General features: G+C 58.4%; 16 protein-coding genes and 1 pseudogene. 3 read left to right on the forward strand and 14 right to left on the reverse strand.

All coding sequences use genetic code 11. The annotated features are described in order from the left end of the window. Positions 1–34: 34 nt before the first annotated feature. The 7 genes and pseudogenes from NUW46_RS12840 to flhA form a co-directional block, all read right to left on the reverse strand. Entirely contained in the window at positions 35–2,185 is a 2,151-nt protein-coding gene (locus NUW46_RS12840) for a chemotaxis protein CheW (RefSeq protein ID WP_418140259.1), read from the reverse strand. A 16-nt stretch (positions 2,186–2,201) separates the two neighbouring features. After that, positions 2,202–2,902: pseudogene (locus NUW46_RS12845) on the reverse strand (protein phosphatase CheZ). Positions 2,903–2,922: 20 nt separating this feature from the next. Further along, positions 2,923–3,306: a chemotaxis response regulator CheY gene (gene cheY / locus NUW46_RS12850; RefSeq protein ID WP_008173086.1), complete on the reverse strand. Its 384-nt coding sequence runs from the start codon at positions 3,304–3,306 to the stop codon at positions 2,923–2,925. 162 nt (positions 3,307–3,468) lie between these two features. Beyond that, positions 3,469–4,212 carry an RNA polymerase sigma factor FliA gene (locus tag NUW46_RS12855; protein WP_069183202.1) on the reverse strand — a complete coding sequence of 248 codons (744 nt, stop codon included), beginning with the start codon at positions 4,210–4,212 and terminating at the stop codon, positions 3,469–3,471. Positions 4,213–4,243: 31 nt separating this feature from the next. Beyond that, the gene (locus NUW46_RS12860; RefSeq protein WP_069183201.1) at positions 4,244–5,056 is read right to left on the reverse strand and encodes a MinD/ParA family protein; all 813 of its coding nucleotides are present in this window, start codon (positions 5,054–5,056) and stop codon (positions 4,244–4,246) included. A gap of 67 nt (positions 5,057–5,123) precedes the next feature. Further along, positions 5,124–6,434 (reverse strand): flagellar biosynthesis protein FlhF, encoded by a 1,311-nt coding sequence (gene flhF / locus NUW46_RS12865; protein WP_418140260.1) that lies wholly within the window; start codon positions 6,432–6,434, stop codon positions 5,124–5,126. Positions 6,435–6,494: 60 nt separating this feature from the next. Then, positions 6,495–8,672, reverse strand: a complete 2,178-nt coding sequence (gene flhA, locus NUW46_RS12870) for a flagellar biosynthesis protein FlhA (RefSeq protein WP_418140261.1) — start codon at positions 8,670–8,672, stop codon at positions 6,495–6,497. Between the two features lie 218 nt (positions 8,673–8,890). Between flhA and upp the strand changes: the two genes are divergently transcribed. The 3 genes from upp to NUW46_RS12885 are packed head-to-tail and all read left to right on the forward strand — an operon-like array spanning position 8,891 to position 11,623. Then, positions 8,891–9,529, forward strand: coding sequence for a uracil phosphoribosyltransferase (gene upp, locus NUW46_RS12875; protein ID WP_069183198.1), 639 nt, complete (start codon positions 8,891–8,893; stop codon positions 9,527–9,529). A 2-nt stretch (positions 9,530–9,531) separates the two neighbouring features. Continuing rightward, complete coding sequence (locus tag NUW46_RS12880; RefSeq protein WP_069183197.1) at positions 9,532–10,788, forward strand: uracil-xanthine permease family protein; 1,257 nt, start codon at positions 9,532–9,534, stop codon at positions 10,786–10,788. Further along, on the forward strand, positions 10,769–11,623 hold the full coding sequence (locus NUW46_RS12885) for a class I SAM-dependent methyltransferase (protein WP_418140262.1): 855 nt from the start codon (positions 10,769–10,771) through the stop codon (positions 11,621–11,623). The genes NUW46_RS12880 and NUW46_RS12885 overlap by 20 nt, the downstream gene beginning before the upstream one ends. Positions 11,624–12,016: 393 nt before the next feature. On the opposite strand, the gene flhB is transcribed toward NUW46_RS12885, so the two are convergent. From flhB to fliM, 7 genes are read right to left on the reverse strand one after another with little or no spacing between them, the layout of a single operon-like run. After that, positions 12,017–13,153, reverse strand: a complete 1,137-nt coding sequence (gene flhB / locus NUW46_RS12890) for a flagellar biosynthesis protein FlhB (protein ID WP_418140263.1) — start codon at positions 13,151–13,153, stop codon at positions 12,017–12,019. Positions 13,154–13,159: 6 nt separating this feature from the next. Continuing rightward, on the reverse strand, positions 13,160–13,945 hold the full coding sequence (fliR, locus tag NUW46_RS12895; RefSeq protein WP_069183194.1) for a flagellar biosynthetic protein FliR: 786 nt from the start codon (positions 13,943–13,945) through the stop codon (positions 13,160–13,162). Positions 13,946–13,948: 3 nt separating this feature from the next. After that, positions 13,949–14,218 (reverse strand): flagellar biosynthesis protein FliQ, encoded by a 270-nt coding sequence (gene fliQ / locus NUW46_RS12900; RefSeq protein WP_008173075.1) that lies wholly within the window; start codon positions 14,216–14,218, stop codon positions 13,949–13,951. Positions 14,219–14,226: 8 nt separating this feature from the next. Then, positions 14,227–15,003: a flagellar type III secretion system pore protein FliP gene (gene fliP, locus NUW46_RS12905; protein WP_136631518.1), complete on the reverse strand. Its 777-nt coding sequence runs from the start codon at positions 15,001–15,003 to the stop codon at positions 14,227–14,229. Between the two features lie 4 nt (positions 15,004–15,007). Further along, positions 15,008–15,457, reverse strand: coding sequence for a flagellar biosynthetic protein FliO (gene fliO, locus NUW46_RS12910; protein ID WP_069183192.1), 450 nt, complete (start codon positions 15,455–15,457; stop codon positions 15,008–15,010). Between the two features lies 1 nt (position 15,458). Continuing rightward, on the reverse strand, positions 15,459–15,950 hold the full coding sequence (gene fliN / locus NUW46_RS12915) for a flagellar motor switch protein FliN (protein ID WP_069183191.1): 492 nt from the start codon (positions 15,948–15,950) through the stop codon (positions 15,459–15,461). Then, the gene (gene fliM / locus NUW46_RS12920; RefSeq protein WP_069183190.1) at positions 15,943–16,941 is read right to left on the reverse strand and encodes a flagellar motor switch protein FliM; all 999 of its coding nucleotides are present in this window, start codon (positions 16,939–16,941) and stop codon (positions 15,943–15,945) included. The genes fliN and fliM overlap by 8 nt, the downstream gene beginning before the upstream one ends. Positions 16,942–16,947: the final 6 nt, after the last annotated feature.

Raw genomic sequence — 16,947 nt, forward strand, 5'->3', positions numbered from 1 at the left:
GCCTTCTATGGCCGCAGTCACCTGAAAGCCCGGCTTAGCCGTAGTGTTGCAACAGGCTTGGCACATCAATGATCAGCGCGATCCTGCCGTCGCCGGTAATGGTGGCGCCGGCCATTCCCGGCGTACCCTGGAGGGCTCGACCGAGGGGCTTGATCACCACCTCTTCCTGCCCCACCAACTGGTCGACCACAAAACCGACCTGTTTGGTCCCCATGGCCACGATGACCACATGGGCGTTTTCCGGCACTTCCTGGGAAGTACCATCACGCACCAGCCATCGTTTGATGTGAAACAGCGGGAACACCTTTTCCCGGACCACAATACACTCTCGTCCGTCGACGATATTGGTCTTGGTCAGGTCCAGGTGGAAGATCTCGACCACATTCACCAACGGCAGCGCGAACGATTGGTCACCCAACATGATCATGAGTGTGGGCATGATGGCCAGGGTCAACGGAACCTTGATGACAATCCGGGAACCCTTGCCCAGTTGCGATTCAATGCTCAACTGGCCATTGAGTTGCCCTATCTTGGTTTTGACCACATCCATGCCGACGCCACGACCGGAGACGTCCGAGATCTGCTCCTTCGTGGAAAAACCGGCTGCGAAAATCAGGTTAAAGCACTCGGAATCGGTCAGACGATCCGCGGCATCCTGATCGTAAATCCCCTTCTCGACGGCCTTGCGACGGAGCACTTCCGGATCCATACCGGCGCCATCATCCTCGATGAACAGCAGGATATGATCCCCCTCCTGTTCGGCAGACAGGGTTACCGTACCCTGGCGTGGCTTACCTGCTTTCTCGCGCACTTCCGGGGCTTCGATCCCGTGATCGACCGAGTTTCGCACCAGGTGAACCAGCGGATCAGACAGCGCTTCGACCAGATTCTTGTCCAGATCGGTGTCTTCACCGTGCATCACCAGGTTGACCTCTTTCTTGAGGTTCCGGGCCAGGTCACGCACAACCCGGGGGAACCGGCCGAACACCTTCTTGATCGGCTGCATACGGGTCTGCATGACGGCAGACTGGAGGTCGGTGGTGACCACATCCAGGTTGGACACGGCTTTGTGCATGTGTTCGTCTTCGCTTTCCGCGCCCAGACGCTGCAAGCGGTTACGCACCAGCACCAGTTCACCCACCATGTTCATGATGTCGTCGAGACGCTTGGTGTCAACACGCACCGTTGTTTCAGCCGAGGGCGCGTGTTCGCGGGCGGGCATCGCAGGGGTGGCAGCGCCTTTGGTCTCCGGCTTCCCGGGCTTCGGTGCCTCTGCTTTTGGCTTGGCTGGCTCTTTGGGCGCTGAGGGCTCTTTCGGCGCTGACGGCTCTTTCGGCGCTGAAGGCTCCTTCGCACCCGCGGGCTTTTTCGGAGTGGAGGACTCTCCGCCGGCAGTCGGGCTTCCACCCTTGCCATGGAGATCGTCCAGCAGTTTTTCGAATTCGTCGTCGGTGATCAGATCGTCGCTGCCACCGCCTTCTGCCTTGGCCGCCGGCTTTTCTTCTTTGCTGACAGCATCGTCCTCGCCCGCAGGTGCGCCGGCAAACTGCCCTTTTCCGTGCAGCTGGTCGAGCAGCGCCTCGAACTCGTCGTCGGTTATCTCGTCATCTCCGGAACCCTCCCGGTCACCGGAAGACGCTCCGGAGTCTGAAGCCGGTGCCTGTTCTTCGCTCTTTTCGTCCTGCAAGGCATCCAGAAGCCGTTCGAATTCGTCGTCGGTGATGTCGCCGCCATCCTCCGACGGTTCATTCTCTTCGTGTTCCGGCTGAGGGTCGGCGACAGGCGCTCCCTCACCCTCTGGCAGGGCCAGGGCATCGAGGCGGGCAATCAGTTCGTCCGGAGCCGGTGTTGGTTCCTCGTGATTGCGAACCTCTTCAAACATGGCATTAACGTTATCCAGGGCCTCCAGAACCACGTCCATCAGTTCGGAGTCCACCTTACGCTTGTGATTGCGCAGGGTATCGAAAACGTTCTCGGCGGAGTGGCAGCAATTTACCAGCGCTTCAAGCTGAAGGAAGCCCGCGCCGCCTTTAACGGTGTGAAAGCCACGGAAAATGGCGTTGAGCAGATCACTGTCGTCAGGATGTTGCTCAAGATCTACCAACTGCTCTGACAGCTTTTCGAGAATTTCACCGGCTTCTACCAGGAAGTCCTGCAAAATCTCTTCATCAGCATCAAACGCCATGCGTTACCCTCTTTGTTCAGAAACCGAGACTGGACAACAGGTCGTCAACGTCATCCTGTCCCGAAACTACATCTTCACGCTCATCGGCCTTGATCTGGGCCCGGTCTGACTTCCCTCTCAATCGCAGAGCTGCTCCTCATCACCAGGGCGGTGCTTAAGGGCGGTGTCAAATCCCTGATAATCCTGAGCAAGCAGAATTTCCGAAAGATTGTTGTACATGGTGTCAGCGTCGCTGGCTGTGCTGACAAAAAAGCGATCAATACGGCCGTACAGTTCCCGGAACTCCGCCGGCTGCATCTCCCGACGACGCAGACGTTGCCATTCGTCCCGCAAGGAGGCCGCTTCTTCACGAAACGCGTTGGCCACCGGCATGGTTTCCTCAACCAGGTCCATGGTGCGGTTGGCCGCTTCGCCGGTCATCTGCACAACGTATTCGAGGCGATCGGAGGCGTCTGTCATCTTCGACAGCGCTTCCTGCTGTTCCGCGTTCCGGGGGTCAATCTGGAAGTTCCGGATGGCTTCGTGCAGGCTCCGGGTCAATCGCCCTACCTCGCGGTACAGACTTTGATCCCTGACCTCGCTGAGTTCATTGATCAGGGTCATGGCTTTGGCATAATCACCGGCATCAACACTCTCTGCCAGCTCTGCTGCCTGCCGCTGGAGCTTTTCGGTCACCTCCGGCTCAAGGCCCCGATGGTTCTTTTTGCTATCGCTCATGAGAGCCATCCGACCTCTGGTTACTGGATTCTTTCAAAGATTTTCTCAATCTTTTCCTTGAGCACAGCGGCAGTGAACGGTTTGACAACGTAGCCGTTCACGCCCGCCTGAGCCGCGGCAACAATCTGGTCGCGCTTCGCCTCAGCCGTTACCATCAATACCGGCAGGGTTTTCAGATTCTCGTCAGCCCGGACAGCCTTCAGAAGATCGAACCCGGACATGCCCGGCATGTTCCAGTCGGTGACCAGAAAGTCGTATTTGCCGCTCTTCAGCATCGGCAAGGCTGTGTTGCCATCGTCTGCTTCATCGGTGTTGGTGAAGCCCAGATCACGCAGCAGGTTTTTGATGATCCGTCGCATTGTGGAGAAATCATCCACAATGAGGATTTTCATGTTTTTGTCCAATGGGACCTCCAGTTAGTAACACCCGGAATTCGTTTGACCTTCGCGTTCAAAGTCTAGCAGGCCGCTGTTTAAACCGCTTATTGTCAGACCTTTGCTTCCGTTGTAAAGCATCGGTTACCAAAAACTACAGACTGCCCCTTCGCAGACACAGACTGAACGCAATCAGCTGTCCGGTTCCTGGCGCCAATCCGACAACCGCCCCCGAAGGCGCAAGGCAGCCTGGCTGTGAATCTGGCTGACCCTGCTCTCGCTGACGCCCAGCACGGCGCCTATTTCCTTGAGGTTCAGCTCTTCCTGGTAATAAAGGCTCAGAACCAGTTTTTCCCGCTCCGGCAGGTCTTCAATGGCCTCAGCCAGGCTCCGCCGGAAGGCATCGGAGGACAACCCCTCCAGAGGGTTATCCTGCGTCTCTGTCTGTTCTATCGGCAGCTCTCCGGATTCATTGAGCTCATCGAGGCTAAAAAGTCGGCCACTGTTGGAATCGGAAAGATAGGAATGATACTCCGCAAGCTCCATGCCCAGCTCCTCGGCCACTTCCTGATCCTGGGCTTCCCGGCCAAGCCGGTCTTCCACAGCCTTGATGGCCTGGGAAATGCGACGGGCGTTTCGATGCACGGAGCGGGGAACCCAGTCGCCCTTGCGGATTTCATCGACCATCGCCCCACGAATCCGGATACCGGCGTAGGTCTCGAAGGTGGCTCCTTTGGTGGAACTGTATCGCTGGGCAGCCTCAAGCAGGCCAATCATGCCGGCCTGCATAAGATCTTCAAGCTGAACGGAAGCCGGCAGGCGGGCCATCAAATGGAGGGCGATTTTCTTGACCAGCGGCGCGTGTTGCTCAACAAGCTGAGATGCTTTCTGCGCACCGGACTGGTTATAGATTCCGAGGTTTTTCGCCAATGTCATGTATCCGGTTTCTTGTTTGACTGGATCCGATTCAGACTTCGACGAGCCGCTCCACAAAGAATTCCAGATGTCCACGGGGTGAGGACGGCAACGGCCAGCTGTCTACCTTGTCGGCCAGAGACTTGATGGCCAGGGAGGCTTTCGCTCTGGGATAGGCATCCAGCACTGCCCTCTGTCTCTGGACTGCTTTCTTCACTGCCTCATCGTAGGGGACTATACCGACATATTGTAGTGCCACATCGAGGAAGCGCTCGGTGACCCGAGTCAGTTTTTCGAACAGATGCCGGCCTTCCTGCTCATTCCGCACCTGGTTGGCAAGAATGCGGAAACGATTGGTTCCATAATCCCGGTTCATCAGCTTGATCAGGGCGTAGGCATCGGTGATGGACGTGGGTTCGTCACACACAACCAACAGTAACTCCTGGGACGCCCTGAGAAAGCTGACCACCGATTCGGAGATACCGGCGGCGGTGTCGACGATCAGGACATCGATCTGATCCCCCAGCTCGCTGAACGCATTAATAAGCCCGGCATGCTCCATGGGACTGAGCTGGGTCATCCGCTGGGTACCTGACGAGGCAGGAACGATCTTTATGCCGCCGGGACCATTTACCAGAACGTCCTTGAGGTCACAGTCGCCTGCCAGAACATCCTGAAGGTTACGGTTGGCGGTGATGCCCAGCAATACGTCGATGTTGGCGAGCCCAAGATCGGCGTCGAGCAGCACCACTCTCCGGCCTTTCTGCGCCAGGGCAATTCCGAGGTTGACCGACACGTTACTCTTGCCGACTCCACCTTTACCGCCGGAAACTGCAATCACCTGTACCGGATGTGCTCTGCTCATACTGTTTTTTGTCTCTTGCCACGTTTCGCCGGTGCGTTTCCGACGCCTGCTGTCAATCTGTCCGGTCTCAGGCGTGCTCTTTCAGGCCCTCTGCGACCGCCTGCTGTTGCTGGAGTGTTTTAAGCCGATCCACGGCCAGCCGCACCAGCGGAACAGCTTCTGCGTGGTGCAGATCTTCAGGAATCTTCTGCCCGTCTGTGTAGTAGGCTACCGGCAGACCGGTTTCCATGACAAAACCGAGGGACTCACCCAATGTGAGGGCCTCATCGATCTTGGTCATCACACAGCCCGCAAGATTTGCCATCTTATAGCAATGCCAGACGGATTTCATGATGCGCGGCTGACTGGTTGCCGAGACGACCAGATGCGTTTTGACATTGTGATGGCTGCGAGCCAGTTCGGCCAGCTGTTCCTGATAACCTTTATCCGAACTTGTCAGCCCGGCAGTATCAATCAGAACCAGGTGACGGTCTGACAGCTCGTCCAGAATATCGTCCAGGCTGTGAGTCTCATCCACCACCCGAACCGGCACATTCAGGATACGACCGAACACGAACAACTGCTCGTGCGCCGCCACCCGGTATCGATCGGTGGTGACCAGAGCCAGGGAGTCGGAGCCATGCTTGAGCACATACCGCGCCGCCAGCTTTCCAATCGTGGTGGTCTTGCCGGAACCGGTAGGACCCACCAGCGCATAGGCGCCCCCCTCATCAAGCCACTCCATGCGAGAGGTCCGGACGCCGGTGCACAGCATTTTCAGGGACTGCTTCCAACCATCTTCCAGTCGCCCTGCCTTATGGCGACGGGAAATTGACCCTGCCAGCTCGCTGCCCAGGCCGAATTCCTGCAGGCGCTCGGCCAGCCTTTGCTGAACAGCCGTGTTTGTCGAAACCACAGAGTCCGGCTGCGAGCGACCACCCTGCATCATATCCCTGAGGGAGCTGATCTCGGCACGCATCTGTGCGAGTTCATCAGAATAGACATCCTTCGGCGCCTGGGGCTCAGCCACACTATCACCGAAATCGCCGCCGACCGTTTCCTGAACAGCAACAAACGACGGACCTGAGTAGCCGGCTCCCTGGGAGGCACGCTTTTCCCTGACTTCACGGATGCGGTCACGGGATCGGCTCAATTCATCCTCGAGACGACGATGCTGGTCAGCCTGCATTTCTGCCAGGCGGGATCCGTTGGTGGCTTCTTCGGCCTGGTTGCCCAGGCGCTGGCGCGCCATGTTTTCGTCATAGTCCAGCGCCGTCACGATTTCGACACCACCGTCGACCCGACGGTTGGAAAGAATCACGGCATCCGGCCCCATCTGTTCACTGACCTGTTTCAGCGCCTCTGCCATGGTCTGAGCAAAAAACCGTTTTACTTTCATGATGCCTCTTCCTCCACCGGCAACGCCGTGCCGGCGCTGTCCGCTCTGTCATCCGCGCCGTTACTGGCCAACGGACGCCACGATCGTAATCTGTTTGTTATCCGGAATTTCCTGGTACGAGAGCACGTGCAGTCGCTCTACCCCATAGCTGGCAAACTTCGCCAGGACCGGCCGCAGTGGCCCGGACACCAGCAGAATGGCCGGTTTGCCAAGCATTTCCTGGCGCTGGACGCTCTCCTGAAGCGATCGCTGGAGCTTCTCAACCATATTCGGCTCCAGAACCAGGCCAATGTCTTCCTGACCGCCGGATTGTTGACTCTGCTGAACAGACTTCAGCAATAACTGTTCCAAGTCCGGATCCAGGGTGATCACCGGTATCTCTGATTCGTTGCCGCAGATGCTCTGGACAATCATCCGGCGCAGGGACTGCCGGGCTACCGTGGTCAGCAGCTTGGGATCCTGACTCTTCGGATGAACATTCACGATGGCCTCGGCAATGGACCGCATATCCCGGATCGGCACTTCCTCCTTCAGCAGGTTCTGCAAGACCTTCAGGAGCAGGCTGATGGAAACGGTGGTGGGTACCAGCTCTTCGGCCAGCTTCGGAGAAATCTTCTCAAGCTGATCCAGCCACTTCTGGACTTCCTCGTGGCCCAGCAGTTCGTGGGCGTGTTTCTGCAACACCTGGTTCAGATGGGTGGCAACCACGGTACTGGCATCGACCACGGTATAACCAAGGGTCTGTGCCTGGTCTTTCTTATCGGGCTCGATCCAACAGGCATCAAGACCGAACGCCGGATCCTTTCCTTCAATCCCTTCAACCTTTCCAAATACCTGGCCGGGGTCGATGGCCAGCTCCCGGTCCGGGTGAATCTCCGCCTCGGCGATGGTTACGCCCATCAGGGTGATGCGATAGACGTTGGGCATCAGGTCCAGATTGTCGCGAATATGAACCGAAGGCATCAGGAAACCCAGATCCTGGGACAGTTTTTTGCGAACGCCCTTGATGCGACTGAGCAACTGACCGCCCTGGGATTTATCGACCAGCGGAATCAGCCGGTACCCGACTTCCAGACCGACGATATCGACGGTGGACACATCGTCCCAACCCAGCTCTTTGGTCTCTCCGGGTGCCGGCAGCTGACGTGCCTGATCGCCACCCGCGTCTCCGCCCGGCGGCAGATCCCGCCCCGCCGGTCGTGGTGCCGCGCCGCCAGCGCCCCTGGCCGGGAAGGCGCCCTCCTCGACAGTCTGCCTCTGGTGTTTCCAGATATACCAGGCAGCGCCGCCCGCCAGCGCACCCAGACCGAGGAAGGCCACGTGAGGCATGCCGGGAATCAGGCCGAGGATAATCAGGATTCCAGCGGCAATGGACAGTGCCTTCGGTGCACTGAACATCTGCTGCAGGATCTGGCCGCCCATGTCCTGGCTGGAAGTAACCCGCGTTACCATGATCGCCGCAGACGTGGACAGCAGCAGCGAGGGAATCTGTGCCACCAGGTCGTCACCAATGGTCAATAGCGCATAGCGCTCCATGGCCAGCCCGAAATCCAGGCCATGCTGGAGCATACCGATGGCGATCCCGCCGACGATGTTAATGGCAAGAATGAGCAAGCCGGCAATGGCATCGCCTTTAACGAACTTGGACGCACCGTCCATGGAACCATAGAAATCCGCCTCCTGGGCAATCTCGGCCCGGCGATGCTTGGCTTCGTCCTGATTGATCAGGCCGGCGTTGAGATCCGCATCAATGGCCATCTGTTTGCCGGGCATGGCATCCAGGGTGAAACGGGCACTCACTTCGGAGACCCGGCCGGCGCCCTTGGTGACCACCAGGAAGTTAATGATCATCAGGATCGCAAAGACCACCAGACCCACGGCGTAGTTGCCTCCGATGAGTACCGCACCGAAGGATTCGATCACCTTACCGGCCGCGTCGCCGCCCTCGTGGCCGTTCAACAGAACGATCCGGGTGGACGCCACGTTCAGGGCCAGACGCAGCAGCGTGGCCACCAGCAGTACCGTGGGGAAAGAGGCAAACTCCATGGGCCGAAGGGCGTAGACACAGACCAGCAGAATGACAATCGACAGGGTGATGTTGAACGTGAAGAACACGTCCAGCAAAAACGCCGGCATGGGCAGAATCATCATACCGAGCAAGCCCATCAGCATGATGGGAATGCCCAGATTTCCCCGCGTCAGGGTTTTGACGTTATTGAGGACTAAAGCTCTGTCCATGCCGGATACTTCTCCGATTGGCCGTGCCTGCAGGCGTTTCAAAGGTCGAAAATCTGACGCGGCGGCGTCGTTTGGAAGAGTTATCGCAAGATCCGTACCAGCCCTTAGTGGATTTCCGCGAACCGGCCATTTGCGGCCTGACTCGCCTTGCCAGATGCGGTATCCTTGCGCCATTTAATTGCGACGCTAAAACCCCAACCAGACACACAGGTGACCCCATGCCAATCCACGAGGTAAAACACCCTCTGATCCGCCACAAGCTCGGCATCATGCGCCGTGCGGATATCAGCACCAAGAATTTCCGGGAGCTGGCACAGGAAGTTGGTGCACTTCTGACCTACGAGGCCACCAAGGACTTTAACCTGCAGGAAAAAACCATCGAAGGCTGGGCCGGCCCAGTGAATGTGGAACAGATTCACGGCAAGAAAGTCACCATCGTTCCGATCCTCCGGGCCGGGCTTGGCATGCTCGACGGTGTTCTGAGCCTCATTCCTGTTGCCCGGGTCAGTGTTGTCGGCCAGATCCGCAACGAGGAAACACTCGAGGCCAGCACCTACCTGGAAAAACTGGTGGGTGAGCTGGATCAGCGAATGGCCATGATCGTCGATCCCATGCTCGCTACCGGCGGCTCCATGATTTCCACCATCGACCTGCTCAAGAAAGCCGGCAGCACCGAGATCAGGGCCCTGGTTCTGGTAGCCGCGCCCGAGGGCGTCAAGAAAGTCCTCGAGGCCCATCCGGACGTGTCGATCTACACGGCCTCCGTTGATGAACGCCTGAACGAGAAAGGTTATATCCTTCCGGGTCTCGGCGATGCCGGCGACAAGATCTTCGGCACCAAGCAGAAGGACGTTTAAGCATGCAGGATCATACCAACGACCCGGTCTGGAAACAGGCCATTGCCGGCTCACAAATGCTGCTGGTGGCCTTCGGTGCCCTGGTGCTGATGCCATTGATAACCGGCCTGGATCCCAACGTGGCCCTGTTCACCGCCGGTCTGGGCACCCTGATATTTCACGTGGTGACCGGCGGGCAGATCCCGATTTTCCTGGCGTCCTCCTTCGCCTTTATTGCTCCCGTAATCGCCTCCAAAGGCCGGTTTGGCATGGAAGAAACCCTGGGCGGCCTGATGGCCGCAGGTATTCTCTACATCTTCCTGAGTGGCCTGGTTCGGATGCGGGGCACCGGCTTTGTCCGCCGCCTGCTGCCACCAGTGGTCATCGGCCCCGTGATCATGACCATCGGTCTCGGCCTGGCACCGGTTGCAGTTCACATGGCCTCCGGCCGTACGGGTGACGGCGCCAACCAGCTGATCCCCTACGACACCGCTATCTGGATCGCGATGATTTCCCTGGCCGTAACCATCATCATGTCGGTCTGGGCCAAAGGCATCTTCCGACTGATTCCCATCATGTTCGGCGTGATCACCGGCTACATCCTCTCCGCGTTTGCAGGCATCGTAGATACTACGCCCATCAAAGAAGCCGCCTGGTTTGCCGTTCCCAACTTCGTTGCGCCCGAGTTCAGCTGGGGCGCCGTGCTGTTCATGATTCCGGTGGCCATCGCCCCGGCCATCGAACACATTGGCGACGTGCTGGCCATCGGCAACGTGACCCGCAAGAACTATCTGGAAAAGCCGGGCCTCCACCGCACCCTCCTGGGTGACGGCCTGGCCACCAGTGCTGCTTCCATGCTCGGTGGACCACCCAACACCACCTACTCTGAAGTCACCGGCGCGGTCATGCTGACCAAGAACTTCAACCCGAAAGTCATGTGGTGGGCGGCCGGCGTAGCCATCGTTCTGGCCTTTGTTGGCAAGTTCGGCGCGGCGCTGCAGACCATCCCGGTCCCCGTTATGGGCGGCATTCTGTGCCTGCTGTTCGGCTCCATTGCCGTGGTTGGCCTTAACACGCTGATCCGTCACCAGGTGGACCTGTCACAGTCTCGCAATCTGGTGATCGTCGGGGTCACCCTGGTATTCGGTATCGGCGGGATGGTGCTGGGGCACCTGGAAGGCATCGCGCTTTGTGCGGTAGCGGCCATCATCCTGAACCTGATCCTCCCAGGCAGCCGCGAGGCATGGGGCAAAGCCGTCTATGAGCAGAAAGCCGACTGACAGCTCCGGCATCAGCTTCACTGCCCTCTATACCGGTGCCGTCTGGCACCGGTACGGGCTTTCTGACGATACCCTGGCAACGGAAAAAGGCCGCTGGCTATACCGCCTGATGACACCCTTCGAGGCAGCCAGCAAGGCGGCCATCGGTGGCAACCTCCGCACCTTCCTCCTGCAACGCCATCTGATCATCGACCACCTGATCGACCAGGCCATCAAAGAAAAGGGCATCACCCAGGTCCTGGAAATCGCCTGTGGCATGTCTCCCCGGGGCATCCGGTTACGCCAGAAACATCCCCTGCTCCACATGGTCGAAGCCGACCTGCCCGACATGGCCGCCCGCAAGGCGCTCCGCCTGATGGCCACGGGCCGCCTCGGCGACCATCACCAGGTCACGCCCATCGATATCCTCGCGGATCACGGCGAGTATCAACTGGAAAAAGTAATCGACCGGGTATTCGAGAACAACGAGCCGGTAATCATCGTCACCGAAGGCCTGACCAGCTATTTTTCCCTGGAAACCATCACCTTGTTCTGGCGCAGACTCGCCGCCGCCATGGCCAAACGCCCGGGTTCGGTTTACCTTTCCGAAAGCTACTACCAGCCGAGCCAGCCTGTACTGAACACCACTCTCAAATTACTCGGCGGCGTTCTCGGGGCCGTTACCCGCAGCGAGGTTTCGTTCCACTTCAAGACCGACGATCAGGCCCGGGAGTATTTTCTGTCCTGCGGGTTTGCCTCCGCAACAGTGCACGATCCGCGATCCTGGTATGGGACGCTGCCGATTCCTGAAAGTCGTGGGGAGCCGATGGTTCGGGTTATTGAGGCTGGTTGTTGAATCGAACTCTCTGGGATTTTGTAGCCTGCCAATTTTGACGGAGCGTGGTGGTGGAAGGCCTTTCCAGGACACGCTACGAGCACATCCATGTGCGCTTGGCTGTGGCCATCCATGGCCACAGACAGTCCTGGAAAGGCCTTCCACCACCACTTGTCTAACGAATCAGATAACGCCACAAAAAAACTCTTCAGAGTAGAATTACGATTCTGGCTTTAAATGCGATATCGAATGGCTCAGAAGCGGGTTGTCGGGTGGGCCTCCCAAAAATGTCGGCGGCCAGGGATGGCCGACGCCAAGCGCACATGGATGTGCTCGTAGCGGTTTTTGGGAGGCCCACCCGACAAACCGCCAGCACAGAAACTCGCAGGCTACTTACCGAAATCGAACTCCAATCTAGGCGTCCCGCCGCAAATCAGAGGGAATCGGGAAATCAGGCATACCGGGCTTGGGCCCACGCCCCTTGCGGAACTGTCGGAGCTGGAACACATAGGCGAGCACCTGGGCGATCGCCATGTAGAGGCCATCGGGAATTTCCTCGCCGATATCCGTGTTGTGGTAAACCGCTCGGGTCAGCGGCGGTGTTCTCAGAATCTCGACTTTGTTCTCGCGGGCAATTTCCATGATCTTGAAGGCCACCTCATCGGCCCCCTTGGCCACTACAATCGGCGCAGCCATCGCCTTCTGATCGTACTTCAGCGCCACGGCATAGTGAGTCGGGTTGGTGATTACCACGTCTGCGGTCGGCACATCCTGCATCATGCGGCGCTGGGCCATTTCCCGCTGGAGTTGCCGGATTTTACCTTTCACCTCCGGTTTACCCTCGGTGTCCTTGTACTCGTCCTTCACTTCCTGCTTGGTCATCCGCAGTTTTTTCTGGTGATCGTAGATCTGGAAGGGTACGTCGATGGTCGCGATGACGATGGTGGCGCAAGCCAGGAGGAAGAAGCTCCAGGCGATGGTCCAGAGTACGTGTTCCATGGCCGGCACCACCGGCTCCTCCGCGATGGACAACAGGTCTTCGGTGCGCAGGTCCAGGATAAGGATGGCCAAAGCCATGACAAGGCCGACTTTTGCAATGGCCTTGACCAGCTCGATCAGAGAGCGCATTGAGAACATGCGCCCCAGGCCCTTGATGGGGTCCATACGATTGAGTTTCGGGGCCACGGCCTTGCCGCTGATCAGCAGACCGCCAATTCCGATTGAGCCGAAGATGGCGGCAATAAGAAGTAGTACCAGAATCGGCGAGAGGGCCCAAGCGGCTTCCTTGGAAGATTCGATGAGCTGGACGCTCATGTGCCGCATGTCAAAGATGGCGGACCGCTCGATCACGAAGCTGTCGCGCATGATGGCTTCCAGCGAGGCCCCCAGGCTGGCGCCAAAAATGAGCATGCCGCCGGCGCCGGCAAGGAGCACGGCCATGGTGGCCAGCTCTTTGGAACGCGCAGTCTGGCCCTCCTCCTTGGCTTTTTCGAGCCGTCGGGGGGTGGCCTCTTCCGTTTTTTCCTGACTGTTATCGTCTTCTTCGGCCATACGTCTCTACGGCTGCCCTTGCAGTCCCCGCATGAATTCAAAGGTCTCCCGGGTGTACTGATCAAAGTGCGGCAGAAAATTGGCGTGCAGCACCCATATGGCAAACAATCCAAAAATCAGGCCAATCGGAAAACCGAGAGCAAAGATGTTCATCTGGGGAGCAGCGCGGGTCATGACGCCGAAGGAGATGTTGACGATCAGCACGGCGGTAACCGCCGGCAGCGCCAGGAGCATGGCGGAGGCGAACATCCAGCTGATCCGATGGGCCAGTTCCCAGACGCCTGTCTGGCCCAACCCTTCCATGCCGATGGGCAGGGTCCGGAAGCTTTCGATAAAGACTTCGAAAGCCACCAGATGTCCATTCATGGCCAGGAACAACAGGGTGATAGTAATGGTATAGATCTGGGACAGGACGGGCACGTTCACGCCGTTGGCCGGATCCACCATGGAAGCGAAGCCCAGGCCCATCTGCATGGCGATCATCTGGCCGGCGATGACGAAGAGTTGCCAGAGCGCCGTGAGCGCGAAGCCCATGCCGACGCCGATCAGGATCTGCTGAAGGGTAATGACCACAGCATCGGCGCTGAGTGCTTCCACCTGCGGAACGGGCGGAATCATGGGTGCGATCAGGATGGTCATCAAAAGCGCCAGCCCGAGGCGTACACGCGCGGGTACCAGCTGGGTACCGAAGATGGGGATCACCATCAGGAAGCTGGCCAGGCGGAACAGTGGCCAGATGTGCTGGCCGACCCATTGGCCGATAACGTCCGCGCTGATTTCCGCCGGTATCATCCGTCAGCCGATCAGGTAGGGAATGTTACCGAACAGCCGGTTGGCGTGGTCCAGCAGCTGCGTCAGCATCCAGGGGCCCCACACGATGATAACGATCAGCGTGACCAGCAGGCGGGGCAGGAAGCTCAGGGTCTGTTCGTTGATCTGCGTTGCCGCCTGAAAGGTACTGACCACAAGGCCAATCACCAGACCCGGTCCGATGATGATCGAAGCAAGGAGAACAATCATCCAGAGGGCTTCGCGCAGGATGTCGATAACGGTTTCCGGAGTCATGGCGCCTCCTATATTCCGTAGCTGGCGGCGAGGGTGCCCATGATCAGGGCCCAACCGTCCACCAACACAAACAGCATGATCTTGAACGGCAGGGAGATGATGATCGGCGACAGCATCATCATACCCATGGCCATGAGAACACTGGCCACCACCATGTCGATAATCAGGAACGGGATAAACAGGATAAACCCGATCTGGAACGCGGTTTTGAGCTCACTGGTCACGAATGCCGGCATCAGTATCCAGAAGGACACGTCCTCGGGGGTATCGTATTGTACGTCCGAGATTCGCATGAACAGGGCCAGGTCACTCTCCCGGGTCTGCTCCAGCATGAATTTCCGGAACGGCTGGCTGGCCAGTTCCACTGCCTCCAGGGACGTCACCTCTTCCTGCATATAGGGTTGTAATGCCACCCGATTGGCCTCTTCCAGCACCGGTTTCATGATGAAGATGCTGAGGAACAGGGCCAGTCCCAGGAGAATCTGGTTCGAGGGCGTGGACTGCAGGCCGATGGCCTGGCGCAGGATGGCAAACACAACGATGATGCGGGTAAACGAAGTCATCATCATGAGCATGGCCGGCAGGAACGTCAGCGCGGTCATCAGCGCAAGGATCTGCAGGGTGACCGAGTATTCCTGCGCGCCCTCGCCTTCTCCCGGGGTCACGGTAAACGCCGGTATACCGGGGATGCCGGAGGGTTCCTGGGCGAACGCCAGAGGTGCCCAGAAAAAGCCTGCCAATAAAATCAGGGAAGGCAGCAGTCGCTTGATGGTTGCGGCAAGCATGGGGCTAATCGTTCCTTGTCGGGGAGGTCCAGGATTTGCCGATCATGCCCTGCAGGCGGCGGGCAAAATCGCTGGAACCGGCGCTGCCGGCCTCGACAACCGGCTCATCAAACACATGGAGGGTTCGGATTGCCGATGGCGTAATGCCCAACAGGATCTGCTGGCCGCCCACTTCAATCAGGGCAATACGCTCCCGGGCCCCTATAGCCATCACCGAAACCACCTTGATGGCGTTGTTGTTCATGCCGGTCATGCCGTTCATCCGCCGGATGATCCAGGCGCAGCCATAGATGACTGCCACAACGGCCACCAGACCCAGCCCGAGGCTGACGATGGTACCGAGCGTATCCGGGGCTCGCACCGGAGAGTCGGGCGCGGCCGTCTTTGCCGTTTCCTGGGCAACAACCGGATGGATTACCAGCAGCGCCAGTGCCGCAGTCAGTCTGGCCCACATGTTATTTCTGCAACCGCTTGATGCGTTCGCCCGGGCTGATCACATCGGTGAGACGGATGCCGAACTTTTCATTCACCATGACCACCTCGCCGTGGGCAATCAGCGTACCGTTGACCAATACGTCCAGAGGTTCACCCGCCAGCCGGTCCAGCTCGATAACCGACCCCTGGTTCAGCTGTAGCAGGTTCCGTATCGGGATCTGGGTGTTGCCGACTTCCATGGAGATAGTGACCGGTATGTCGAGGATAACGTCGATATCCGGAGCCGGGCCACCACCCTGAGCAGGTTCGCTTCCGGCATCAAATTCTTCCATGGGCGCAGTCTGAACGTCGTCTTCGTCGCCACCGGTCTCGCCGGCCTCGGCCATGGCAGCGGCCCACTCGTCCTCACGTTCGCCTTCGTCACCGGACTCTTCCATGGCGGCTTCCCACTCGGCAGCCAGCTTTTCGTCTTCGCTGAGTTCCTGCTCGTCTTTCTTGTCGTCGTCAGCCATTGCGTCCCACCTTCAGTTGTTTCTTTACCTTGGGCACAGATGCCCGTTCGTGAATTCGAAGCGCCAGTTTCCCGTCACGGGTTCCCAGAGTCGCCTTGTAGACCGGGATTCCGTTGGCGGTGACCGTCAAATGCTCGGGGATCTCAACCGGGATGATGTCGCCGGCTTTCATCTTGGCAATGTCCCGCAACGAGATCCGACGGCGACAGACCGTGGTGTTGATCGGTACGTTTACCTCTTTGATGTCTTCCTGAAGCGCATTCACCCAGCGCTCATCCACATCGTCGATATCACTCTGGACCCCGGCATCCAGCACATCACGAATGGGCTCGATCATGGAATAGGGCAAGGCAAAGTGCAGCTCACCACCGCCGCCATCGAGCTCAATATGGAACGTGCTGACGACAACCACCTCACTGGGGCTGACGATGTTGGCCATGGCCGGGTTGACCTCGGAGCTCAGGTACTCGAAGTCCACCTTGAGGACCGCATGCCAGGCTTCCTTCATGTCATGAAACACCTGGTCCAGAACCATCTGGACAATGCGGGTCTCGGTCGGGGTGAACTCGCGACCCTCGATCTTGGCGTGGCGCCCTTCCCCACCGAAGAAATTGTCCACCAGTTTGAAGACCAGCTTGGCATCCAGCACGAAGAGCGACGTGCCGCGCAACGGGCGTACCTTGCACAGGTTGAGACTGGTGGGCACGTAGAGGGTGTGGATGTATTCGCCAAACTTCATGATCTGAACGCCGCCAGTCGAGACATCGGCGTTACGACGCATCAAGTTGAAGAGGCTGATCCGGGTATAGCGGGCAAAGCGCTCGTTGATCATTTCCAGGGTCGGCATCCGGCCCCGGACAATGCGGTCCTGACTGGCAAGGTCGTAGGACTTTATGCCGGTATCGTCAGTCTCTTCATAGGTGTCAATGTCACCGTCGTCCACCCCGTGGAGGAGGGCATCGATTTCATCCTGTGACAACAAGTCCTGCATACGTAG

Origin of the sequence: Marinobacter sp. MA (genome assembly GCF_048298425.1) — a bacterium.
GTDB classification, from domain to species: Bacteria; Pseudomonadota; Gammaproteobacteria; order Pseudomonadales; family Oleiphilaceae; genus Marinobacter; species Marinobacter salsuginis.